Origin of the sequence: Rhizobium sp. CB3060 (genome assembly GCF_025200735.1) — a bacterium.
Taxonomy (GTDB): Bacteria; Pseudomonadota; Alphaproteobacteria; order Rhizobiales; family Rhizobiaceae; genus Rhizobium.
This window is the reverse complement of sequence record NZ_CP104158.1, coordinates 784,964-806,311: the sequence shown is the minus strand read 5'-3', so window position 1 is coordinate 806,311 and position 21,348 is coordinate 784,964. Positions and strand designations below refer to the sequence as shown.

General features: G+C 60.2%; 25 protein-coding genes. 20 read left to right on the top strand and 5 right to left on the bottom strand.

Annotated elements, in window-relative coordinates; all coding sequences use genetic code 11:
- Window positions 1-76: 76 nt before the first annotated feature.
- The 7 genes from cysS (at window position 77) to rarD (ending at window position 6,575) form a co-directional block, all read left to right on the top strand.
- Window positions 77-1,468, top strand: coding sequence for a cysteine--tRNA ligase (gene cysS, locus N2601_RS04000; RefSeq protein WP_104822541.1), 1,392 nt, complete (start codon window positions 77-79; stop codon window positions 1,466-1,468).
- A complete protein-coding gene (locus N2601_RS03995; RefSeq protein ID WP_104822540.1) occupies window positions 1,465-1,944 on the top strand; it encodes a GFA family protein in 480 nt (159 codons plus the stop codon). The genes cysS and N2601_RS03995 overlap by 4 nt, the downstream gene beginning before the upstream one ends.
- Window positions 1,941-2,432 (top strand): GFA family protein, encoded by a 492-nt coding sequence (locus N2601_RS03990; RefSeq protein WP_104822539.1) that lies wholly within the window; start codon window positions 1,941-1,943, stop codon window positions 2,430-2,432. The genes N2601_RS03995 and N2601_RS03990 overlap by 4 nt, the downstream gene beginning before the upstream one ends.
- Complete coding sequence (locus N2601_RS03985; protein ID WP_104822538.1) at window positions 2,425-2,901, top strand: GFA family protein; 477 nt, start codon at window positions 2,425-2,427, stop codon at window positions 2,899-2,901. Before N2601_RS03990 ends, N2601_RS03985 begins: the two co-directional genes overlap by 8 nt.
- Window positions 2,898-3,857, top strand: a complete 960-nt coding sequence (gene pip / locus N2601_RS03980; RefSeq protein ID WP_104822537.1) for a prolyl aminopeptidase — start codon at window positions 2,898-2,900, stop codon at window positions 3,855-3,857. The genes N2601_RS03985 and pip overlap by 4 nt, the downstream gene beginning before the upstream one ends.
- Window positions 3,858-3,936: 79 nt before the next feature.
- Entirely contained in the window at window positions 3,937-5,553 is a 1,617-nt protein-coding gene (gene cimA, locus N2601_RS03975) for a citramalate synthase (protein WP_104822536.1), read from the top strand.
- A gap of 110 nt (window positions 5,554-5,663) precedes the next feature.
- On the top strand, window positions 5,664-6,575 hold the full coding sequence (gene rarD / locus N2601_RS03970) for an EamA family transporter RarD (RefSeq protein ID WP_260303588.1): 912 nt from the start codon (window positions 5,664-5,666) through the stop codon (window positions 6,573-6,575).
- 38 nt (window positions 6,576-6,613) lie between these two features.
- Here rarD and N2601_RS03965 read toward each other — a convergent pair whose 3' ends face one another.
- Together N2601_RS03965 and N2601_RS03960 are read right to left on the bottom strand one after the other, a co-directional pair.
- Window positions 6,614-6,964, bottom strand: a complete 351-nt coding sequence (locus tag N2601_RS03965; protein ID WP_104822534.1) for a hypothetical protein — start codon at window positions 6,962-6,964, stop codon at window positions 6,614-6,616.
- Window positions 6,965-7,047: 83 nt separating this feature from the next.
- Entirely contained in the window at window positions 7,048-7,671 is a 624-nt protein-coding gene (locus N2601_RS03960) for an LOG family protein (protein WP_104825040.1), read from the bottom strand.
- A 155-nt stretch (window positions 7,672-7,826) separates the two neighbouring features.
- Here N2601_RS03960 and N2601_RS03955 point away from each other — a divergent pair, with 155 nt between their 5' ends.
- The 6 genes from N2601_RS03955 (at window position 7,827) to N2601_RS03930 (ending at window position 15,163) form a co-directional block, all read left to right on the top strand.
- Entirely contained in the window at window positions 7,827-9,890 is a 2,064-nt protein-coding gene (locus N2601_RS03955) for a LysM peptidoglycan-binding domain-containing protein (RefSeq protein ID WP_104822533.1), read from the top strand.
- A gap of 199 nt (window positions 9,891-10,089) precedes the next feature.
- On the top strand, window positions 10,090-11,976 hold the full coding sequence (locus N2601_RS03950) for an ABCB family ABC transporter ATP-binding protein/permease (protein ID WP_104822532.1): 1,887 nt from the start codon (window positions 10,090-10,092) through the stop codon (window positions 11,974-11,976).
- A gap of 131 nt (window positions 11,977-12,107) precedes the next feature.
- Window positions 12,108-12,806: an acid phosphatase gene (locus N2601_RS03945; RefSeq protein ID WP_104822531.1), complete on the top strand. Its 699-nt coding sequence runs from the start codon at window positions 12,108-12,110 to the stop codon at window positions 12,804-12,806.
- A 311-nt stretch (window positions 12,807-13,117) separates the two neighbouring features.
- Window positions 13,118-13,816, top strand: coding sequence for a phosphatidylserine decarboxylase (locus N2601_RS03940; RefSeq protein WP_104822530.1), 699 nt, complete (start codon window positions 13,118-13,120; stop codon window positions 13,814-13,816).
- A 20-nt stretch (window positions 13,817-13,836) separates the two neighbouring features.
- Window positions 13,837-14,697 (top strand): CDP-diacylglycerol--serine O-phosphatidyltransferase, encoded by an 861-nt coding sequence (pssA, locus tag N2601_RS03935; RefSeq protein WP_104822529.1) that lies wholly within the window; start codon window positions 13,837-13,839, stop codon window positions 14,695-14,697.
- Window positions 14,698-15,022: 325 nt separating this feature from the next.
- On the top strand, window positions 15,023-15,163 hold the full coding sequence (locus tag N2601_RS03930; RefSeq protein WP_199773532.1) for a hypothetical protein: 141 nt from the start codon (window positions 15,023-15,025) through the stop codon (window positions 15,161-15,163).
- A gap of 31 nt (window positions 15,164-15,194) precedes the next feature.
- Here N2601_RS03930 and N2601_RS03925 read toward each other — a convergent pair whose 3' ends face one another.
- Together N2601_RS03925 and N2601_RS03920 are read right to left on the bottom strand one after the other, a co-directional pair.
- Window positions 15,195-15,959, bottom strand: coding sequence for an SOS response-associated peptidase (locus tag N2601_RS03925; protein ID WP_104822528.1), 765 nt, complete (start codon window positions 15,957-15,959; stop codon window positions 15,195-15,197).
- 43 nt (window positions 15,960-16,002) lie between these two features.
- Window positions 16,003-16,323 carry a YnfA family protein gene (locus tag N2601_RS03920; protein ID WP_104822527.1) on the bottom strand — a complete coding sequence of 107 codons (321 nt, stop codon included), beginning with the start codon at window positions 16,321-16,323 and terminating at the stop codon, window positions 16,003-16,005.
- A 133-nt stretch (window positions 16,324-16,456) separates the two neighbouring features.
- Here N2601_RS03920 and N2601_RS03915 point away from each other — a divergent pair, with 133 nt between their 5' ends.
- The 7 genes from N2601_RS03915 to N2601_RS03885 all read left to right on the top strand — a co-directional run bounded on the left by N2601_RS03915 (window position 16,457) and on the right by N2601_RS03885 (window position 20,618).
- Entirely contained in the window at window positions 16,457-16,876 is a 420-nt protein-coding gene (locus tag N2601_RS03915) for an NUDIX hydrolase (protein WP_104825039.1), read from the top strand.
- 78 nt (window positions 16,877-16,954) lie between these two features.
- Window positions 16,955-17,416: a TIGR02301 family protein gene (locus N2601_RS03910; RefSeq protein WP_445944982.1), complete on the top strand. Its 462-nt coding sequence runs from the start codon at window positions 16,955-16,957 to the stop codon at window positions 17,414-17,416.
- Between the two features lie 104 nt (window positions 17,417-17,520).
- Window positions 17,521-17,778 carry a hypothetical protein gene (locus N2601_RS03905; RefSeq protein ID WP_028753410.1) on the top strand — a complete coding sequence of 86 codons (258 nt, stop codon included), beginning with the start codon at window positions 17,521-17,523 and terminating at the stop codon, window positions 17,776-17,778.
- 15 nt (window positions 17,779-17,793) lie between these two features.
- Window positions 17,794-18,561, top strand: a complete 768-nt coding sequence (locus N2601_RS03900) for a hypothetical protein (RefSeq protein ID WP_104822525.1) — start codon at window positions 17,794-17,796, stop codon at window positions 18,559-18,561.
- 73 nt (window positions 18,562-18,634) lie between these two features.
- Complete coding sequence (gene ygfZ, locus N2601_RS03895; protein ID WP_260303567.1) at window positions 18,635-19,474, top strand: CAF17-like 4Fe-4S cluster assembly/insertion protein YgfZ; 840 nt, start codon at window positions 18,635-18,637, stop codon at window positions 19,472-19,474.
- Entirely contained in the window at window positions 19,471-20,088 is a 618-nt protein-coding gene (locus N2601_RS03890) for an HD family hydrolase (protein WP_260303562.1), read from the top strand. The genes ygfZ and N2601_RS03890 overlap by 4 nt, the downstream gene beginning before the upstream one ends.
- A complete protein-coding gene (locus N2601_RS03885) occupies window positions 20,085-20,618 on the top strand; it encodes a tyrosine phosphatase family protein (protein ID WP_260303554.1) in 534 nt (177 codons plus the stop codon). The genes N2601_RS03890 and N2601_RS03885 overlap by 4 nt, the downstream gene beginning before the upstream one ends.
- 59 nt (window positions 20,619-20,677) lie before the next feature.
- Here the strand turns inward: N2601_RS03885 and N2601_RS03880 are convergent, their stop codons facing one another.
- Window positions 20,678-21,094, bottom strand: a complete 417-nt coding sequence (locus N2601_RS03880) for a hypothetical protein (RefSeq protein ID WP_260303550.1) — start codon at window positions 21,092-21,094, stop codon at window positions 20,678-20,680.
- Window positions 21,095-21,348 lie beyond the last annotated feature (254 nt).

The window sequence follows — 21,348 nt, the reverse complement described above, 5'->3', positions numbered from 1 at the left end:
TCCCAAAATTCAAGATGATAAACGTCCGGCCTGCCGGTGACGATATTTTTCGGATTTATGCCTTTGGGAGAGTGAAATGGGCACCGAGCCGCACCTTAAATTTTACAACACGCTGACGCGCGAAAAGGTCGACTTCCAGCCGATCGACCGCGAGAACGTCCGCCTGTATGTCTGCGGCCCGACGGTTTATGACTTCGCCCATATCGGCAATGCCCGGCCTGCGATCGTCTTCGACGTGCTCTTCCGACTGTTGCGGGAGGTCTATGGCGAAAATCATGTCACCTATGCGCGCAACATCACCGACGTCGACGACAAGATCAACGCGCGGGCACTGCGTGACCATCCTGGACTGCCGCTGAACGACGCGATCCGCCTGGTCACCGAAAAGACCGAGACGCAGTACCGCCAGGACGCAATTGCGCTCGGCTGCCTTGAGCCGACGATGCAACCGCGGGCGACGGAAAACATCGCGCAGATGATCGAGATCATCGAGAAGCTGATCGCCAAAGGCCATGCCTATCAGGCGGCTGGAGAAGTGCTGTTCGACACCAAATCCATGGCGGATTACGGCCAGCTCTCAAAACGCAATCTCGAGGAGCAGCAGGCCGGCGCTCGCGTTGCTGTCGACGCGCATAAGAAAAGCCCGGGTGACTTCGTGCTCTGGAAGCTCTCGGACGAGAGCGAGCCCGGCTGGGAAAGCCCCTGGGGCCGCGGCCGTCCTGGCTGGCATATCGAATGCTCCGCCATGAGCGGGCGCTATCTCGGCGACGTCTTTGACATTCATGGCGGCGGACTGGACCTGATCTTCCCGCACCATGAAAACGAGATCGCCCAATCGCGTTGCGCCCATGGTACCGAGGTGATGGCAAATGTCTGGATGCATAACGGCTTCCTGCAGGTCGAAGGCCGCAAGATGTCGAAATCCGAGGGCAATTTCGTCACCATCTACGAACTGCTGCACACCGAAAAACTCGGCGGGCGGGTATGGCCAGGCGCGGTGCTTCGGCTTGCCATGCTGATGACACACTACCGCGAGCCGATCGACTTTTCCGTGAAGCGGCTGGAAGAGGCTGAACGGCTTCTGGCGAAATGGCCGGCGGCGGATGTCGGCGATGCCGCGCCGGATGCTGCCATCGTGGCGGCCCTGGCCGACGACCTCAACACCGTTGCCGCCATCCAGGCGCTGCATGCTCTGGCGCAAGCCGCCAATGCCGATGCGAGCGTCCTGCCCACCTTCGCCGCAAGCGCGGCACTTCTCGGCCTGTTGCCCGAGAAGGTGGAGATGGACGACGCCGTTGTTGCGGAAATCAACAGGCGCGTGCGGGAGCGGCTGGAATTGCTAAAGGCGAAGAACTTTGCCGAAGCTGACAAGATCCGCGAGGTGCTTTTGGCTGAAGGCATTCAGTTGAAGGACGGCAAGGACCCAGCGACTGGTGAGCGTAAGACGACCTGGGAGGTGAAGAGATGACTGAAACCTTCACCGGCGGCTGTCAATGCGGCGCGGTTCGCTTCCGTATACGAGGCGAGCTCAAGGATGCGTCGATCTGTCATTGCCGTATGTGCCAGAAAGCCTTTGGTGCCTATTATGCGCCGCTCGTCTCTGCCCGCGGCGCCGAGCTCGTCTGGACGCGGGGGGAGCGCAAAAAGTTCCGGTCGTCGAATTTCGTCGAGCGTGGCTTTTGCGGTGATTGCGGTACGCCGTTGACCTATGAGGCGCCCGATGGCGTGGCGGTCGCGGCTGGCGCATTCGATGATCCGTCGCTATTGCCGCCGGTGGTGCAGTTCGGCGTGGAAGGCAAGATAGACTTCGTCGACAGGCTGCATCTGCTGCCGGGGCATCGGACGGAAGAGGATGCGGAGCAGGCACCCTTCGTGTTGGAGATCGTGTCTTACCAGCATCCGGACCACGACACGGCAACATGGCCACCGGAAACAGGCAAATGACGATGGCGATGAGATATAGCGGCGGTTGCCAGTGCGGCGCGGTCCGGTATCGCGCGGCCGGCGCGATCGGCTATCCCCATCTCTGCCATTGCCGCATGTGCCAAAAGGCTTCGGGCAATTACGCTCTGCCGCTCGGCAGCGCCCAACGCTCCGATTTCGAGCTGACGCGCGGCGAGCCCTCGTGGTTTCATTCGTCCGATCTCGTACGCCGCGGCTTTTGCAGCGCCTGCGGTACGCCGTTGTTCTACGACATTCCGGGTACGGATTTCATCAATCTAACGCTCGGTTCCCTCGACGAGCCGATGGCGGTGCAGCCGGTCGCCCAATCGAATCTTGCGGGAAAAATGCCATGGTTCCATGCGCTCGATGCGCTGCCAGTGGAACCGGATGGCGATGGTTCGGATCGTGATCTGGCGATCCGGTCATCCAACCACCAGCACCCCGATCACGATACCCAAACCTGGCCACAGGAGAAGAGCCATGACTGAAACCATCAGAAGCGGAGGATGCCAATGCGGTGCCGTGCGGTTTCGCATCCACGGTGAGCTCGGCCGCCCCTCGATCTGCCATTGCCGCATGTGTCAGAAGCAGTTCGGCAACTTCTTCTCCGCCCTGGTCACGGCGCCGGATGATGGCCTCGAATGGACGCGGGGCGAGCCCACCTATTTCCAGTCTTCCGTCAACATCGACCGCGGCTTCTGCAAGAATTGCGGCACGCCGCTGACCTACCGCCATCCCGGCGGGCTGGAGATTGCCATCGGCGCCTTCGACGAGCGCGACGATTTGGCGCCGCAGATCCAGGTGAACTACGCCTCGCGCCTGCCCTGGGTCGACACCATATTTGAGCAGCCGGTCCATCAGGATCCGGATTTTTACGCACGGCAGGAGCAGATCATCTCCTTCCAGCACCCTGATCACGATACCGACGTCTGGCCCGCCGAGGGATTGAAAATATGACGGAAATACCGCGTACGCTTTATCCGGAAATCGAGCCCTACGCCTCCGGCCATCTCGATGTCGGTGACGGCCATGTCGTCTATTGGGAGCGCGTCGGCACGCCTGGGGCCAAGCCTGCCGTTTTCCTGCATGGCGGCCCGGGCGGCGGCATCTCGCCGACGCATCGCCGCCAATTCGATCCGGCGCTTTATGACGTCACGCTGTTCGATCAGCGCGGCTGCGGCAAGTCGACGCCGCACGCGGGGCTGAACGCCAATACGACCTGGCATCTGGTCGCCGATATCGAGCGCTTGCGCGAAATGGCCGGTGTGGACAAGTGGCTGGTATTCGGCGGCTCCTGGGGCTCGACGCTGGCGCTTGCCTATGCGGAAAAGCATCCCGAACGGGTTTCCGAACTGGTCGTGCGCGGCATCTACACGCTGACCAGGGCCGAGCTTGACTGGTATTATCAATTCGGCGTCTCGGAAATGTTCCCGGACAAGTGGGAGCGCTTCATCGCGCCGATCCCACTGGAAGAGCGTCACGAGATGATGCTTGCCTATCACCGCCGGCTGACCCACGAGGACAAGGCCATGCGCCTGAAGGCCGCCAAGGCCTGGGCGATCTGGGAGGGTGAGACGATTACCCTGTTGCCGGATCCTTCGACCAGCGGAAAGTTCGAGGAAGCCGAATATGCGCATGCCTTCGCGCGCATCGAAAACCACTTCTTCGTCAATGCCGGCTGGATGGAGGAAGGCCAGCTCCTGCGCGATGCCCACAGACTGAAGGACATTCCCGGGGTCATCGTCCACGGCCGCTACGACATGCCCTGCCCGGCGAAATACGCCTGGGCTTTGCACAAGGCATGGCCAAAGGCGGAATTCCATCTGATCGAAGGGGCCGGCCACGCTTTTTCCGAACCGGGCATTCTCGATCAGCTCATCCGCGCGACGGATAAGTTCGCAGGGAAAATTTGAACCCTTCCCCGCTTCGCTAGGCCGAGGCGGGAGAGGAAGCGACTAGATAAGAGGAAACCGGTTCGCCGGAGGAAACCGAATGACACGCGAAAAAATCTATCTCTTCGACACGACCTTGCGCGACGGGCAGCAGACGCCCGGCATCGACTTTTCGGTCGAGGACAAGATTTCCATCGCCAACATGCTGGACGAATTCGGCCTCGATTATGTCGAGGGTGGCTATCCCGGCGCCAATCCGACCGACACCGCCTTCTTCAATGAAAAGCGGACGCAGACTGCCTCCTTCGTCGCCTTCGGCATGACCAAGCGCGCCGGCGTTTCCGCCTCCAACGATCCCGGTCTTGCCAGCCTCCTGCAGGCAAAGTCCGATGCTATCTGTTTCGTCGCCAAGAGCTGGGACTATCACGTCAAGGTCGCTCTCGGCTGCACCAATGAGGAAAATCTCGAATGCATCGCCGAAAGCGTCAAAGCGGCCATCGGAGCCGGCAAAGAAGCGCTTGTTGACTGCGAGCATTTCTTCGACGGCTACAAGGCCAATCCGACCTATGCGCTCGCCTGCGCCAAGACGGCCTATGAAGCCGGCGCGCGTTGGGTCGTGCTATGCGACACCAATGGCGGCACGCAGCCGCCGGAAGTCCGCGCCATCGTTGAAGCCGTGATCGCCGAGGGCGTCCCCGGCGACTGTCTTGGCATCCATGCCCATAACGACACGGGCCAGGCGGTCGCCAATTCGCTCGCTGCCGTCGAAGCCGGGGTGCGGCAGATCCAGGGCACGTTGAACGGCGTCGGCGAACGCTGCGGCAATGCCAACCTAATCACGCTGATCCCGACGCTGGCGCTGAAAAGGGCCTATAGCGAGCGCTTCGAAACGGCGATCGACGGCGAACGGCTCTTGGGCCTGACCGGCCTGTCGCATGCTTTCGACGAGCTGCTGAATCGCTCGCCCGATCATCAGGCGCCCTATGTCGGCGCCTCGGCCTTCGCGACCAAGGCCGGTATCCATGCGTCTGCATTGCTGAAGGACCCGCGCACCTACGAGCATGTGCCGCCGGAAAGCGTCGGCAATTTCCGTAAGGTCATGGTATCAGACCAGGGCGGCAAGTCGAACTTCATCAACGCGCTGAAGCGGCGCGGCATCGAGGTCGGCAAGGACGACCCGAAGCTCGATCGGCTGATCCAGATCGTCAAGGAGCGCGAAGCGTCCGGTTACGCTTACGAGGGCGCCGATGCCAGCTTCGAGCTTCTGGCGCGCCGCACCCTTGGCACCATTCCGGAATTCTTTGCGATCGACGGTTTCCGCGTGATGGTCGAGCGCCGGTTCGATTCTCACGGCCGGGTAAAGATCGTCTCGGAAGCGGTGGTCAAGATGATCATCGACGGCCAGACTATCATGTCGGTTGCCGAAGGCGATGGCCCGGTCAACGCGCTCGACCTGGCACTGCGCAAGGACTTCGGCAAATACCAGCATGAGATCGACGATCTGGTGCTCGCTGACTTCAAAGTGCGCATCCTCAACGGCGGCACGGAGGCCATAACCCGGGTCCTGATCGAATCCACCGACAGCAGCGGCGTGCGCTGGTGGACGGTCGGGGTTTCGGAAAACATCATCGACGCCTCTTTCCAGGCGCTGATGGATTCCGTCATCTACAAGCTGATGAAAAACCGGCACATGGCGGGCAAGATCGCGGCGGAGTGATCCGCCGCCTATCAAAAACCTTGACGATGCCGTCAAGGAAATGAATTGGCCCCACAAGGCGCATTGGAGTAAGCCCGTCGTAAAAGAAAATATTACGGCGGGAAATACCAATGGCTACCGATACGGTCGCACCTGATATCAAGAACGAGGAAAGCCCACGCGGGTTCGGTTTCGTGCTGACGGCCTATCTGATCTGGGGCGTCCTGCCGCTCTACATGAAGGCCTTGGCACATATTCCGGCGACAGAGGTCATTGCCCACCGCATCCTATGGTCCGTTCCGGTCGCCGGCGCCGTGCTTCTGGCGCTCGGCCGCACGGGCGATGTGAAGGCGGCGCTGACGAACCCGCGCACGCTCGCCATGGCGTCGCTGACGGCGGTGTTGATTACCATCAACTGGGGCACCTATGTCTGGGCCATCGGCGCAGGACATTCGCTCGATGCAGCCCTCGGCTATTTCGTCAATCCGCTGTTCAGCATCGCGCTTGGCGCCTTGCTGCTGAAGGAGAGGCTTGCGCCGGCACAGATCGTTGCGATCGGCCTGGCGGCCGCAGCGGTCGTCATCCTGACTGTCCAAGCCGGCACCCTGCCCTGGGTGGCGTTGTCGCTGACCTTCTCCTGGGGCTTCTACGCCTTTTTCCGCAAGACGCTGCCGGTCGGGCCGAATCAAGGTTTCTTTATCGAGGTGTTGCTGCTCTGCATCCCCGCGCTGCTTTACATCATCTATCTGGAGGCGCGCGGCGAAGGCCATCTTTATCGCACGGGCGTCACGGATATGGCGCTTCTGCTCGGTTGCGGGTTTGTGACCGCCCTGCCGCTGATGATCTTTGCCAATGGAGCGAAACTGCTGAAGCTCTCCACCATAGGCATCATGCAGTATATCGTGCCGACCATGGTCTTCCTGATCGCCGTCTTCCTGTTCAAGGAGCCTTTCGGCACGACCCAATTGATCGCCTTCTCGCTGATTTGGGCGGGGCTGGCGCTTTATAGCTGGTCTATGCTGCGTCAGAGCCGGGGGCGCTGAGACTCAGCGTGGCTGCTGAGCCACACGTCAACCATGCATTAAGCAGTTTCGCCAACATTCGGAGTCGGAGCGTAAGAGGCTTTCCCGCCTATTTCGCGATACTGCCGCGCGAATTCGATGCATTCGTTCAAGCTGTCGCGGATCCTGATGGCCGTCTCAATATCGAAGTTGATATAGTTTTTGACGTCACCTTCAGGACCTGCGTAGCTATCAGGGCGCATCTTGACGCCTATTAGGACATCGGACTTGTCGAGTAATTCTTTGACGCGCCATTCGAAAAACGAAAATCGGGATGTTCCGCTTTCCCATGCCGTCGCAAAGATGACATCGCCAGCCATCACGTTGAATGGTTTAATACCCGACAATAATGCCTTGAAAACCGACCACATATTTACTCGCCCATGTCCAATCAAGACTGAGCCGCACAATATCCTATTGCCACAATCCGACAAGCTGTCAGGTGGATCCAAAATTACAGCTTCGAGATAACGGCCTCTTCGCCACCGCGGTCGCCATGCGCCTCGGCCGCATGCTTGCGAATTGCGGGAATGATGTCGGCGACCTTGTCGATGACCAGCGGCTGCACACGATGAGCGGTGTGGACGAAGCCCTCCTCCGTCATATGGCGGATCAGCTCCATCATCGGGTCCCAGAAACCGTTGATATTGGCGAAGACCATCGGCTTTTCATGGCGGCCGAGCTGGCCCCAGGTCATGATCTCGACGATCTCCTCCAGCGTACCGATGCCGCCCGGCAGCGCTACGAAAGCGTCGGCGCGCTCGAACATGGTGTGTTTGCGCGTATGCATGTCCGGGGTTATGATCAGTTCGTCCAATTGACCGAGCGAATGGCGCGTCGCTTCCATATCGACGAGGAACTCCGGAATGATGCCGGTGACCTGACCCCCATGCGACAGGACGCCGCTCGCGACAGCGCCCATGATGCCTTTCGTGCCGCCGCCATAGACTAGGCGCAACCCGCTCTCGGCGATGCTCTTGCCCAGCTCGCGGCCCGCAGCCATGTGGGAAGGATCGCGACCCGGCCTGGAGCCGCAATAGACGCAGATGGATCGAATTGGCACAGAATCGTCAGTCATGAATGCAAACAACTATGCTGCAAGTGCTCAGTCAAGAATTTTCAAAAGAAAACTTGTGCCAGAGCACGCTGAAATGACTGAGAAAGCTTGTAAAAGCAGGCGAAATCGTTAGCAATTTCAAGAGTGGAGATGACTCCGCCGCTTGGAGAGAAATGATGATGAAGAACCGTGCCGGCTTGCTGGCTCTGTTGGTACTGGTAGTTGCGACCGTCCTGATGGTCTTCTTTGTGATGCCGCGCATCAACGGCGATAAGAAGTCAATCGGTGACGCCATCAATCAGGCGAGCGACGCGGTGAAGAACACCATCACGGAAAATGGCCAAAAAACAGGCGACGCCGTGAAAAAGGCCGGTGAAGCAACGCAGGGTGCCGCCACGACCGCAATTAACGCCGCCGATGTCACCAAGAAGCTCACCGATCTCAGCGGCACGGCCGTCACCTCTCTTGCCGATCTCAAAGTGCTCTTCAAGGACGGCAAGGGGCCGACCGAGGACGTCTTCACCACAGCCAAGACGAAGACGGTCACTGGGCTGCAGGCGATCGTCGATTTTACCGCTCCCCAAGGGACGGATGCCACGACGACCGCCCTGGTCAACAAGGCACATGACGGCGCCGGCAAGGCACTTGCCATCATCCAGTCTCTTCCAGAGAACATCGCCGATGCCGCCGCCGCGATCGACAAGGCGCGGGCAGCACTCACTGGCGAGGCCGCGCCGCAAACGCAAGCGGCGGGACCGGTAACCCCGTCCTTCGACGTGCTGCGCGTCGAGCCGGATGGTTCCACCGTCATCGCGGGCTCGGCCGAGCCCAATTCCAAGCTGGAAATCGTCGACGGCGACAAGGTGGTGACGACGACCGAGGTCGGGCCGAGCGGCGATTTCGCCGCCGTGCTCGACAACCCGCTGCCGCCCGGCGATCATGAACTGGTGCTGCGCGCAACGGGCAAGGACGGCAAGGCCGTCACTTCAGAGGAAGTTGCTACCGTATCGGTTCCGAAGGACGATAAGAGCCAGCTTCTCGCCATGGTTTCCAAACCCGGCACGGCAAGCCGCATCATCACCGCGCCGTCAGCCAAGCAAGGGCGCGTCGCAACCGACCAGCAAGCGTCGGCAGCCGATACAGCCGCGAATGGTGCAGGCGGGGCGACCGCCAATGACAGTACCGGCACCAAGCCACAGGACAACACCGCCGCTGCCTCCGCCACCGGCAACGGCGACTCGGCAACCGCGCCTGCAGCGACGACCGCTAGCGCACCTGAAGTTATGGTCAATGCAGTCGAGATCGAAAACAACCATATCTTCGTTGCTGGCACGACGAAGCCGAACGCCAAGGTTCGCGCCTATGCCGACGACAAGCTGATCGGCGAGATCGTGGCAGGAGCCGACGGGCATTTCGTCGTCGACGGCACGATGCCGCTGACGGTCGGCGACCACAAGATCCGTGTCGACGTCCTCGACGGCTCCGGCAAGGTCACGGTGCGCACCAGCGTCAATTTCACTCGCCCCGAGGGCAACCAGGTGACGGTCGCGGCGCAAACACCGGCGGCTTCCGGCAGCAACGGCAACGCTGCCGCCACCACCATGGTGCCACTCGACGAAGGTGAGCTTGGCAAGCTGAGGGGGGACGCCGGCAAGGCTTTCATCCTGCTGAAGGACCTTTTTGCGGATGGTAAGCAGCCGAATGCGGAACAGCTCGCCGCTGCCCGCTCGGGCACGGAAATTGCGCTGAAGTCGCTTTCGGAATTCCGTCCGGCGATCGATGCCAGTGCGACGCTGAAACAGGCCGCCACCGATGCCGCAAACGCGGCTGGCCGGGCGCTGACCGTGCTGCAGGCTCTACCGAAGGATCCGAAGTCGGTCGGCGATGCCCTGCCCAAGCTCGGAGAGATGATGGCCGCCGTTACCAAGCCCGAGAATGCAGCCCCTGCGCCGACGAGCGTCGAAACCTCCTCCAACGGCGGCGGCCCCAAGACCCTCCAGCAAGCACCGCTCTCGCAGGATACCAATGCCGTCATCATCCGCCGCGGCGATACGCTCTGGCAGATTTCCCGTCGCACCTACGGCGCTGGCGTGCGCTATACAACGATCTATCTCGCCAATGAGGACAAGATCAACAATCCGGACCGTATCCTGCCCGGCCAGGTCTTCGGCCTGCCGAAGGATGCGCTGCCCAATTCTGAAGAGCTGCACCGCAAGCGGCTTTCAGGTGGGCATCTATAGGGCATAGCCCCTCACAATAAGACCGATGCAATATGGCCAGGCGCAATCAACGCCTGGCCGCTGCTTTTACCCGACATAAAAATAGTATAATCGTGCCGCCGACCCCCATTGCCCCGCTCATTACCTGACGGGGCCCTCCAGCCAGGCTGCGCAACTACGCCATTGCCCCGGCTGGCTCAGATATTCGCCGGAGACGGACATGGCAGACCGCAAGAAGACCATATCGGCGGATTCCAGCAATCCATTGAATACGATCGTCAATCTCTGGCCCTACATGTGGCCGGCAGGACGGATGGACCTGAAGATGCGGGTCGTCTGGGCGACCGTCTATCTGTTGATCTCGAAATTCTTCCTGCTGCTGGTTCCCTATTTCTTCAAATGGTCCGTCGATGCCCTGAACGGCAAGCTGGACATGCAGGGCATCCTGCCGGCCTTCATGGTGGGCGCCATCGCACTGATCGTCGCCACCAATGTTACGCGCCTCATTCAGCTCGGCCTCAACCAGTTGCGCGACTCGCTCTTTGCCAGCGTCGGCCAATATGCCGTGCGCCAGCTCGCCTACCGGACTTTCGTCCACATGCACGAGCTGTCGTTGCGCTTCCATCTCGAGCGCAAGACCGGCGGCCTGTCGCGCATCATCGAACGCGGCACCAAGGGCATCGAGACGATCGTCCGCTTCACCATTCTCAACACCGTTCCGACCTTTGTCGAATTCCTGCTGACTGCGGTTATCTTCTGGCGTGGCTACGGTTTTTCCTATCTTGCCATCACGGCGATCACGGTCTGGCTCTACATCTGGTTCACCGTCCGCGCGAGCGACTGGCGCATCTCCATCCGCCGCTCGATGAACGAGAGCGATACCGACGCCAATACCAAGGCGATCGATTCGCTTCTGAACTTCGAAACGGTCAAATATTTCGGCAATGAGGAAATGGAGGCCCGACGCTTCGACCAGTCGATGTCGCGCTATGAGAAGGCCGCCACCGATGTTTGGACATCGCTCGGCTGGCTGAACTTCGGCCAAGGCTTGATCTTTGGCCTCGGTACCACGGTCATGCTGATATTCTCCGGCTGGGCCGTTCTTAACGGGCATCAAACGGTCGGCGATTTCGTCTTCATCAACTCCATGCTGCTGCAGCTTTCGGTGCCGTTGAACTTCATCGGCTTCGTCTATCGCGAAATCCGCCAGGGCCTGACCGACATCGAGGAGATGTTTGATCTGCTCGAAGTCAAGCCGGAGGTGACGGACTCTCCCGACGCCAAGGAGCTGGTCATCGGCCACGGCGCCATCTCCTTCAAGGATGTGCATTTCGCCTATGAGTCTGCGCGGCCGATCCTGAAGGGTATTTCCTTCGAAGTGCCAGCCGGCAAAACGGTCGCGGTTGTCGGCCCCTCGGGCGCCGGCAAATCGACCCTGTCACGGCTTCTCTACCGCTTTTACGACGTACAGAGCGGCACGATCACCATCGATGGCCAGGATCTGCGCAAGGTGACGCAGAAGAGCCTGCGCAAGGTGATCGGCATGGTCCCCCAGGACACGGTGCTCTTCAACGATACTATCGCCTACAATATCCGCTATGGTCGACCGGGTGCGAGCGAGAACGAGGTGACGGCCGCTGCGGAGATCGCTCAGATCAGTGACTTCATCCGTCATTTGCCAGAGGGCTTCGACACCAAGGTCGGCGAGCGCGGCCTGAAACTGTCCGGCGGCGAAAAGCAGCGCGTCGCCATTGCCCGTACCATCCTCAAGGCGCCGCCCGTGCTGATCCTCGACGAGGCCACCTCGGCGCTGGATACGACGACCGAACGGGAAATTCAGGCAGCACTGGACGTCGTCTCCAAGAACCGCACGACGCTGGTCATCGCTCACCGGCTCTCAACCGTCATTGGTGCCGATGAGATCATCGTGTTGAAAAGCGGCGAAATCGCCGAACGCGGCACGCATGCCGCCCTCTTGGAGCAGAACGGCCTCTATGCGTCGATGTGGAACCGCCAGCGCGAGGCTACTCAGGCGGAAGAACATCTGAAGCAGGTGCGCGAGAGCGACGATCTCGGCGTGGTCAACCGGCTGGCGCCTGCAAGCTGAAGAATGGCGTCGCCGCGACGTTGCGCGATCGTTGTGGGCAAGTGCGGCGCAGCGATGTTGCGGACTTCGCTTGTCACGTAGTTGAGATAACAGCTTGATAGGTACGGGTCTCACATCAAGGGAGCCCCCAAATGCGTAATTTTGCCAAGGCCTTGACGCTGTTGCTCGTCGTCGGCGTCGCTTCGCCGGTTTTTGCCGAAGATGCCAAGCCGTTTGCGGATGCCAGGGAGATCAACCTCCTCAACCTGCTGCCGCCGCCGCCGGCTAATGATTCGGCGCAGATGAAGGCCGAACTCGGCGAAATCCTGACAATCCAGGTTACCCGCACGCCAGAAATGGCGGCTCGTGCCGTTGCCGATGCGGAAGAGAACGTCTGGCGCTTCTCCGATGTCATCGACAACCCGAAATTCACCAAGGAAAATCTGCCGAAGTTCTCGGCATTCTTCGATCGTGTGGTCGAGACCGAAGGCGCCGTCGTCGATCCGGCGAAGGATGTCTGGAAGCGCCCGCGTCCGCATCTCTACAGCGATCTCGTAAAGCCGATCGTACCGCTCTCCAAGTCCGGCTCCTATCCATCCGGCCACGCCACGGTCGGCACGCTGATGGGCATTGTGCTCGCGAATATGGTGCCGGAGAAGCGCGCCGCCATCATGGCCCGGGCCTGGGAATACGGCCATAACCGCGTCGTCGGCGGCATTCATTACGCCTCCGACATCGAAGCCGCCCACATCGCAGGCACCGTCATCGCCGAAACCATCATGACGCATGACGACTACAAGAGCGAATATGAAGGCGCCAAGGCCGAGTTGCGCGCCGCTCTCGGCCTCTAAATTCCGTCCTGTCATCACAGGTCATGAAAGGCCGTCGCTTCCCGTCGGCGGCCTTTCATGACGCCCGGTGTCGAGTTTCCACAGGCAACGCTTTTCAACGCTACGGATCGTTGGCATCTTGGCCCCGCGCGGATTGCGCTGGGGGCGAGCGTGCGAAAGCATTGCCCATGACAGAGTTTGCCTGTAGTCACGCTCAACTAGTAATCAGAGCAAGACCGCGTATCTTGCTTTCATTCTTTTGACTGGCATGATCTCGTCCGACAACCGGACCCCGGTTTTCGGTGAGGGTGCCCTAACGGAGTAGGCCGTAGATGAGCTTGTTGAACAGTGTACGCAACGTCATCGTCCCGGTGCATAAGGAAGGCTATCCCTTTGTCGCGGGTTTCTTTGTTGCGTCGCTGGTTCTCGGCTGGATCTTCAAGCCGCTCTTTTGGATCGGCTTGATCTTTACGCTCTGGTGCGCCTATTTCTTCCGCGATCCCGAGCGCATGACGCCGCAGGACGACGATCTCGTCGTATCGCCCGCCGATGGTAGGGTTTCCGGCGTGCAGATGGTGACGCCGCCGGCCGAGCTCAACCTCGGCCACGAGCCGATGCTGCGCGTTTCGATTTTCATGAACGTCTTCGATTGCCATGTGAACCGTTCGCCGATGCGCGGCCGCATCACTACTATCGCCTATCGTCAGGGCAGCTTCCTCAATGCGGAGCTGGACAAGGCCAGCGAGCAGAACGAGCGCAACGGCCTCGTCATCGAGACGAAGCATGGCGAGATCGGCGTCGTGCAGATTGCCGGCCTCGTCGCCCGCCGCATTCTCTGCTTCGTCAATGAGAACGAGCCGGTCGACGCTGGCGAGCGCATCGGCCTCATTCGCTTCGGCTCGCGCCTCGATGTCTTCCTGCCGGCAGAAGCGGCGGCGCGCGTCGCAGTCGGCCAAAGGGCAATCGCCGGTGAAACCGTGATTGCCGAATTCGGCTCGTTGAAGGGCCCCATCCTTAGCCGCCGTAGCTGAGCCCGGAGAAAACGAGCGAGATGAAGACGCCTTTTCCGCCCTTCGAGCCGCATGGTCCCAACGACGAGGCGCGCGGGCCGCGCCTGCGGGAAATCCCGCTACGGCTGATGGTGCCGAACATGATCACCGTGCTGGCGATCTGCGCGGGCCTGACCGGCATCCGTCTCGCCTTCGAAAATCGTTACGAGCTCGCGGTCGTGGCCGTGCTTGTCGCCGCTTTCCTCGATGGCATCGACGGACGCGTGGCACGGCTGATGAAAGCCACCTCCAAGTTCGGCGCGCAGATGGATTCGCTTGCCGACATTGTCAACTTCGGTGTCGCGCCGGCGCTCGTGGTCTACGTATTCCTGCTCGATCAGGCCCGCTCGCTCGGCTGGATCGCGGCGCTGATCTACACCATCGCGGCCGGCCTGCGCCTTGCACGCTTCAACGTCATGGCGGAACGGGAGAACAAGGCATCCTGGCAGTCTGAATATTTTGTCGGCGTACCGGCGCCGGCCGGGGCGATGCTGGTATTGCTGCCGGTCTATCTCGGTTTTCTAGGGCTGGCACCCACCAGGACCTTTGCCTATTGGGGCGCCGCCTACACCGTGTTGATTGGCTTCCTGCTGGTCAGCCGCCTGCCCGTCTGGTCCGGAAAAACGGAAGGCAGCCGCATTCGCCGCGATCTCGTGCTGCCGATCATGCTTGCCCTCGTCGTCTATGTGGCGCTGCTGATGAGCTATACCTGGCATGTCATGGTGGTCACCGTCGTTGCCTATCTCCTGTCGTTGCCCTTGGGCGCCCGTTCCTGGACACGCAAATACGGCACCTTCACCATCAACGGCCCCGCCGATCCTGATGTGGATGATTCAAACGACGATATCGGCCGGCATATCTAGCGCCTAAAACCAGGCCCGATTTGACGTCGGCAATCGGGTTGTAGTTGTGGTGCAGCAGGAATTGGGAGGGCCAATCGTGATAAAATCGCGGTCGCCAATCACTCTCTCCGGCCAAATTCCGTTGTGGTTAACGCAACTCATTAACGAAAAATAAACAACTAAATTAGATATGTTTTGCGTTAAATTTCGCGCCACCCTCGCGAAATATGGTCGGTGTTTACAAAAGCTGATTGGCGAATGCCTTTGATTTGTCATGATTTATGACAAAACAACATCGCACGGCAGAATCAAAAAACACCCTGGGAACACGTTGAGGAGGTAACACATGACCACGAAAAAAGACGAATCAGCACAACCGCAAGTTAAGATCGATCCTACTCTGCTCTATCGCCCGCTTGGCCTCAAGGCTGTCCTGGCAGCACATCTGATGCTGAAGACCCAGCCGCTGAAGAAGAAGATCGCTTAAAGCCTGCCGCATCCGATCGAATGCAAGCCGTTCAGAGAAGGCTCAACTGGCCATCGCCGGGATCAAGCTTCTTCGACGGCTTGGCAGGAGGTTCGATCGCAACGGGTACCTGCAGCTCCGGTCCCATATTGGCGACCTTGTTGACGCGATCCGAAACCGGAATCGCCTCGAAAAAATCCTCCTGAACCGGCCCCATCAGATCGAGGACCTCACGCGGCTCCTGCGTCTTGCAATCGAGCCAGCGCGTGAAATCTTCCGGCTTGACGACAACAGGCATCCGGTCGTGAATCGGACGCATCGTTCGGTTCGCTGATGTCGTCAGGATCGCACCGGTATCGACCTCGGAACCATCGGCTGACGACCAGGTCTCCATCAGTCCGGCAAAGGCGATGACGCCACCGTGGCGTGGACGGATCCAATAGGCCTGCGATTTCTCGCCGCTCTCCTTCGACGGACGATGCCATTCGTAAAAGCCCGATGCCGGGATCAGGATGCGCCGATGGCGCATGGCGGCGCGGAACGATGCCTTGCCGATCGCGGTTTCTGCGCGGGCATTGATCAGCAACGGAAATTCCTTGGGATCCTTCACCCAGGCCGGCGTGAAACCCCAGCGCACCAGCAGCGCGCGGCGATCCGGCAAATTGCTGCCCCGCTCCGGCCGATCGCCTGAAACGACGACCAGAATCGGTTGTGTAGGGGCAATGTTGAAGCGCGCGGGAAAGTCTTCATGCTCGAGATAACCGAGCAATTCCCGTACCTTCTTCTCCGTTTCGGTCAACGCAAATCGTCCGCACATGCAGCTTGTTTTGCACCCGCAAGGCGCCCGGTCAAGAACAAGGTCAGTTGCGAGGACCAAAGAGAATGATGGTCGCGCCCGCAAGGCAAACGGCAGCGCCGGAGAGATCCCAGCGATCCGGCGAACGCCCCTCGACAAGCCAGAGCCAGAGTAGGGAAGCAACGATATAGACGCCGCCATAGGCGGCAAAGGTGCGCCCCGCCACATCGCTCGGCACCAACGTCAGCAACCAGGCAAACAGCGCCAGCGACACCAGGCCGGGCGCAAGCCACCAGATCGGCTTTGCCAGCCGCAACCACGCCCAGAAGGCGAAACAGCCGGCAATTTCGGCCAGCGCCGCGAGCGCGTAAAGTCCATAGGTCATCATGATTTTCGGCAGTCTGGCTGGCGAATCCGAATCGCCGCCATTCTCATTCGTAATTAAAAGAGCTTTTATCTCGGACGACAAGCGCCGTATCCTTTGCCTCCGATATCTTCATCAGAACCCGAATCGATCCATGACCTCCATCCCTCGCCCCGCTTCCTCCGCCATCCTTGAACGTGACGGCCGGTTCCTGCTGGTGCTGCGGCGCAATCCGCCATCCGCCGATATGTATGCCTTTCCCGGCGGGCGGGCCGAGGATGGCGAAACGCCCGCGGAAACGGCATTGCGGGAGTTCAGGGAAGAGACCGGAATATCAGCCCGAAACCCCCGCCTCTACGAGACCTACGATCTCAGGAGCCATGCAGCAGACGGGAGGCTCGTCAGCCATTTCGTTCTGTCGGTCTTTCTGGTCGATGCCGACGAGGATGCGATTGCCGAAGCTGCCGACGATGCCGCGGCGATTGGCTGGTATTCACTGGAAGAGATCCGCGCCCTGCCCGTTCCGGCGAGCGTGCTCGAATGCGCCGAACGGCTGACGGCTGCTCGGGTCTAACAAGATATTCGAAGCCCCAGCGTTAACGATGCGTAACAATAACGGCGTGGAAAGTGAGGCTTTCGCCTTGCTCCGGTCATGCTTGGCATATCAACTGTGTGTATGAATCACCGTCGCCTCATCAACCTGTTCCCGGTCTGCGCCGCGTTTGTGGCCGCATTTCCGGCCTTTGCGCAGCCTCCGGCGAGCGTTCCGGAGGCGCAGGTGCCGGGCAACACCGATAATGCTGAGCGGCCGACGCCCTATGACGATCAGTTGTCACGGCTCGCCGAAATTCTCGGCTCGATCCACTATCTGCGCAATCTCTGCAACACCGGAAAAGAAGATTCCTGGCGGGCCGATATGCAGCGATTGCTGGACGCAGAGACGAAAGACGAGCCGAAACGCAAGGAAAAACTGACTGCCTCGTTCAACCGAGGATATAGATCCTTTGCATCGGTTTACACGGATTGCACGCCGCAGGCTATCGTGGCTGAGGAGCGCTACCGTAACGAAGGTGCAACACTTGCCACAGAAATAACCGCTCGCTTTGGAAATTGACGATTTATTAACCCCTTTTCATGCCGAGCCGTGTCGTTTTAGGAAAAGGCTGATAAAGTCGTTAATCAAGCGGTAAGGACATGGACGTCTCGAGGAACGAAACAATGGAACCAAGCCTGAACGACATCGACGACATGATTGTCCACGAAAAAAGGCAGGCAGCGCTGGAATACCAGAACGAGGCCTGGGCTGACGGGATGGCTGACGGCATCGAGCCGGAAATCATCGCCGACGCTGCAATTGCCCATGCCATCCGCGAGACTATTCGCATTCAGGGAGAACAGGGCGCAGAAGCCTTGCTCGAATCACTTAGGGACCGCATGCTTGCTGGTGAATTCTCTCCGAACCGCACCCTGCAATAACAGCCAGAGATCCCTATGCACACCGTACCGGGCAATGAGTTTCGACGTTCCATTGCCTCGCTTGCCGTAGCGACCATGTTTTTCGGCAGCCTCGCCCTACCTTTGCCGGCCTTTGCCTTCTCCCAGCTCAATCCGCCCGCCGCCCAGCCGGGCGTTGCCGGGAAATCAGCGCAGCAGCGCAATGACAAGCCGGTCGAAGAGGCGCTGGAGGCACCCTCAAAAACAATTCCCGCACCCGATCCGCTGGTTAACAACCAGGCCGGACAGAGCAGTGGTGCCGCATCGAGCAGTGCACCGAATGGCGGCAAGCAGGCGGAGATTCTCTTCGATATCAGCAAGGCGCCTGAGCCGGTGCGCAAGCTGCGGGAAGCGATCGTCGAGGCGGCCGCCTCCGGTGATCTAGAGCGTCTGCGTCCGCTGATGAACGTCGGCGGCGGCCTCAAGCAGACGCAGGTGACGGCGGACGATCCGACCGAAGACCCGATCAAGACGCTGCATGATCTTTCCGGCGACCCCGACGGCATCGAGATCCTCTCCATTCTCCTTGACATCATGTCGTCCGGCTTTGCGCATGTCGGCCAAGGCACACCGGATGAAATGTATGTCTGGCCCTATTTCGCGGAGAAGGACATCAAGTCCCTGACTGCGCCGGAAAAGGTCGATTTGATGCGCATCGTTACCGCCGGCGATTTCTCCGACATGCTGGAATTCGGCGGCTATAATTTCTACCGCGTCGGCATCACACCCGATGGCAAGTGGAAATTCTTCACGTCGGGCGAATGATCCCTGCTCAGAACTTGCGGTTCCCGACCGGAGGCCTTACCTCTGAGCGATAGGCCAAATTAGCGGGTCCACAATGCCAGCCGTATTCCTCAGAGATCGCTCCTTTCTTCGCGTCACCGGCGCGGAGGCGGAAGCCTTCCTGCACAATCTCATCACCACCGATCTTGCCTCGCTCGGCACGGACGAGGCCCGTCCCGGCGCACTGCTCACGCCGCAAGGCAAGATCCTGTTCGATTTCATGATCTGGCGGGATGGCCCCGGCTTTCTGTTGGAGACCGATGCAACGCAGAGAGACGGATTTCTGAAGCGGCTCACCATGTACCGCCTGCGCGCACCGGTCGATTTTGCTGCAATGGAAATGGAAGGCGTCACGGTCGCCTGGGGCGAGAATGCGACTGAAAGCCGGAAGGACAGCCGCTTCGCCAAGGCAGGGATCACGCTGACGCGCACGCCCGGCCAGGACGGCGACGATGCGCAGGCGCTCTACCAGACGCTGCGCATTGCCAATGGCATTGCAGTTTCCGGCCAGGATTTCGCCCTGCAGGATGCTTTTCCGCATGACGTGCTGATGGATCTGAACGGCGGCCTCGGCTTCCGCAAGGGCTGCTATGTCGGTCAGGAAGTGGTGTCCCGCATGCAGCATCGCGGCACGGCGCGCCGACGGGTCGTCATCGTCAGCGGTAGCGCTGATTTGCCCGCCACCGGCACCGAGTTGACTGCCGATGGCAAGCCGATCGGCACGCTCGGTTCGATCGAGGGCGCCAAGGGCCTCGCCATCGTCCGCATTGACCGCGCCGGCGAAGCCATCGCCGCCGACACGCCCATCCTGGCGGCAGATCGCGAAGTTTCGCTCGCGCTGCCCGCCTGGTCCGGCCTCTCTTTCCCCACGCAGAGCGATGAGGCTTCGGCATGACAGCGGGCAATATCCCGCGCGCCTGGCAGCGCATGTTGTCCGGCCGCAGGCTGGATCTGCTGGACCCTTCGCCGCTCGACGTCGAGATCAGCGATATTGCCCACGGGCTTGCCCGCGTGGCGCGCTGGAACGGCCAGACCTCCGGGGATCACGCTTTCTCGGTGGCACAACACAGTCTCGTGGTGGAGACGATCTTCCGTCACCTCAACCAGCCGACGCCGGACGAGCAGTTGGCGGCGCTGCTGCACGATGCACCCGAATATGTCATCGGCGACATGATCTCGCCGTTCAAATCCGTGGTCGGCGGCGACTACAAGGTGGTGGAGAAGCGCCTGGAAGCCGCGATCTACCGACGCTTTACTCTGCCGCCGCATTGCGGGCCGGCATTGAAGGAAAAGATCAAGAAGGCCGATACGGTCTCTGCCTATTTCGAGGCGACGCTGCTTGCCGGTTTCACGCCGCAGGAAGCGCGCAAGTTCTTCGGCCAGCCTCGCGGCATTACGCAGGAGATGTTGCCGATGGAACCGATGCCGGCGATCGAAGCGCAACGCCTCTTCCTGGCGCGCTTCGCGGCGATCGAGGCCGAACGCGCCACCGTGAGAACCGACGCATGACCGCGATCGTCGTATCGCCGCTGGCACGCATCGCCGAGATGGCCGTTCGTCACGGCGCATCCGAAATGATCAGCTTGATGGCCAAGGAACAGACGTTTCACCGGCCGGCGGTGATCAAAGCAGAACGGCACCTGCTGCTTGGTATGAACGACATCAGCTTTCCCGGTACCGGCGACCTCGTGGCACCGCAGGAAACGCATGTCCGCGATATCATCGATTTTGCCAGAAACTGGGATCGCACGGCACCGCTGCTGATCCATTGCTGGATGGGCGTGTCGCGCTCCCCCGCGGCCGCGCTGATCGCAGCGCTTGCCGTCCATCCCGAGCAGGACGATCTGGCACTTGCCCATCGCCTGCGCACCACCTCGCCCTATGCGACGCCGAATGCACGGCTGATCATGATTGGTGACCAGATGCTTGACCGCAAAGGCCGGCTCGTCGACGCCGTCAAGGCGATCGGCCGCGGCGCCGATGCGGACGGCAACGCGCCCTTTGTCCTGTCGTTGCAAGCGGAAATCGGCGTCATATAAAAACGGAGACTGCGCTTGCGCAATCTCCGTCCATTTTCAGCTTTTACGAGAACGGCCGATCAGGCGGCAACGCTATCCGACGGATCGGGATCGTACTGACCGTAGGTATTCTGATAGACATTCATCGAGGCCTCCATCTCTTTGATGAAGACTTCCAAAGCATTCTGGCTGGTATTGTCGCTAGTGGCCGTGCCGCCGCTGCTGTTGTTGGACGTCTTTTCCACGGATGAGGTGTCGGCGGCAGACGAATCAGTGCTGGTCTCGCCACTGCCGCTGCTCTGCTGCATCTGCAGCAGCATGGACGCCAGATTGCCCGAGAAAGCGCCCGTGGCGCTCTGATCGCTGCTGTCGTCACCGTCCTCGTCGGCAAGAACGCTTGCAGACAGGAGGCCGGATTGTGCTGCTTCCTGCAGCTCCTGGGCGTCCACAACGCCATCGTGATTCTTATCAAGGGGATTGTACGAGGCAGCGCTCATGCTGCTTCCAACTGAAGAAATACCACTCATCCAAATCTCCTGAAGTAAACGCTGTCAGACGTTTTCGGTGGAACGCAGTACGCTCGTTGAAATGCCGATTGGCATAGGCCGATTTTCGGAGACGGTCAAAGATAGGTGTTAATTGATCATTAACCCCAATTGACAGACAGCGAATCATATTGGCGGTGGGCCTCTGCGAGCGAGAGACAACCGCTGCTTGGCGCAGATCACGACAGTCGAGCGAATCACCCTTG

What these genes read in the sequence shown, in the direction of transcription:
- cysS (WP_104822541.1), top strand. Translation starts at nt 77, where the DNA reads ATGGGCACCGAGCCGCACCTTAAATTTTACAACACGCTGACGCGCGAA.
- N2601_RS03995 (WP_104822540.1), top strand. Translation starts at nt 1,465, where the DNA reads ATGACTGAAACCTTCACCGGCGGCTGTCAATGCGGCGCGGTTCGCTTC.
- N2601_RS03990 (WP_104822539.1), top strand. Translation starts at nt 1,941, where the DNA reads ATGACGATGGCGATGAGATATAGCGGCGGTTGCCAGTGCGGCGCGGTC.
- N2601_RS03985 (WP_104822538.1), top strand. Translation starts at nt 2,425, where the DNA reads ATGACTGAAACCATCAGAAGCGGAGGATGCCAATGCGGTGCCGTGCGG.
- pip (WP_104822537.1), top strand. Translation starts at nt 2,898, where the DNA reads ATGACGGAAATACCGCGTACGCTTTATCCGGAAATCGAGCCCTACGCC.
- cimA (WP_104822536.1), top strand. Translation starts at nt 3,937, where the DNA reads ATGACACGCGAAAAAATCTATCTCTTCGACACGACCTTGCGCGACGGG.
- rarD (WP_260303588.1), top strand. Translation starts at nt 5,664, where the DNA reads ATGGCTACCGATACGGTCGCACCTGATATCAAGAACGAGGAAAGCCCA.
- N2601_RS03965 (WP_104822534.1), bottom strand. Translation starts at nt 6,964, where the DNA reads ATGTGGTCGGTTTTCAAGGCATTATTGTCGGGTATTAAACCATTCAAC.
- N2601_RS03960 (WP_104825040.1), bottom strand. Translation starts at nt 7,671, where the DNA reads ATGACTGACGATTCTGTGCCAATTCGATCCATCTGCGTCTATTGCGGC.
- N2601_RS03955 (WP_104822533.1), top strand. Translation starts at nt 7,827, where the DNA reads ATGATGAAGAACCGTGCCGGCTTGCTGGCTCTGTTGGTACTGGTAGTT.
- N2601_RS03950 (WP_104822532.1), top strand. Translation starts at nt 10,090, where the DNA reads ATGGCAGACCGCAAGAAGACCATATCGGCGGATTCCAGCAATCCATTG.
- N2601_RS03945 (WP_104822531.1), top strand. Translation starts at nt 12,108, where the DNA reads ATGCGTAATTTTGCCAAGGCCTTGACGCTGTTGCTCGTCGTCGGCGTC.
- N2601_RS03940 (WP_104822530.1), top strand. Translation starts at nt 13,118, where the DNA reads ATGAGCTTGTTGAACAGTGTACGCAACGTCATCGTCCCGGTGCATAAG.
- pssA (WP_104822529.1), top strand. Translation starts at nt 13,837, where the DNA reads ATGAAGACGCCTTTTCCGCCCTTCGAGCCGCATGGTCCCAACGACGAG.
- N2601_RS03930 (WP_199773532.1), top strand. Translation starts at nt 15,023, where the DNA reads ATGACCACGAAAAAAGACGAATCAGCACAACCGCAAGTTAAGATCGAT.
- N2601_RS03925 (WP_104822528.1), bottom strand. Translation starts at nt 15,959, where the DNA reads ATGTGCGGACGATTTGCGTTGACCGAAACGGAGAAGAAGGTACGGGAA.
- N2601_RS03920 (WP_104822527.1), bottom strand. Translation starts at nt 16,323, where the DNA reads ATGACCTATGGACTTTACGCGCTCGCGGCGCTGGCCGAAATTGCCGGC.
- N2601_RS03915 (WP_104825039.1), top strand. Translation starts at nt 16,457, where the DNA reads ATGACCTCCATCCCTCGCCCCGCTTCCTCCGCCATCCTTGAACGTGAC.
- N2601_RS03910 (WP_445944982.1), top strand. Translation starts at nt 16,955, where the DNA reads ATGCTTGGCATATCAACTGTGTGTATGAATCACCGTCGCCTCATCAAC.
- N2601_RS03905 (WP_028753410.1), top strand. Translation starts at nt 17,521, where the DNA reads ATGGAACCAAGCCTGAACGACATCGACGACATGATTGTCCACGAAAAA.
- N2601_RS03900 (WP_104822525.1), top strand. Translation starts at nt 17,794, where the DNA reads ATGCACACCGTACCGGGCAATGAGTTTCGACGTTCCATTGCCTCGCTT.
- ygfZ (WP_260303567.1), top strand. Translation starts at nt 18,635, where the DNA reads ATGCCAGCCGTATTCCTCAGAGATCGCTCCTTTCTTCGCGTCACCGGC.
- N2601_RS03890 (WP_260303562.1), top strand. Translation starts at nt 19,471, where the DNA reads ATGACAGCGGGCAATATCCCGCGCGCCTGGCAGCGCATGTTGTCCGGC.
- N2601_RS03885 (WP_260303554.1), top strand. Translation starts at nt 20,085, where the DNA reads ATGACCGCGATCGTCGTATCGCCGCTGGCACGCATCGCCGAGATGGCC.
- N2601_RS03880 (WP_260303550.1), bottom strand. Translation starts at nt 21,094, where the DNA reads ATGAGCGCTGCCTCGTACAATCCCCTTGATAAGAATCACGATGGCGTT.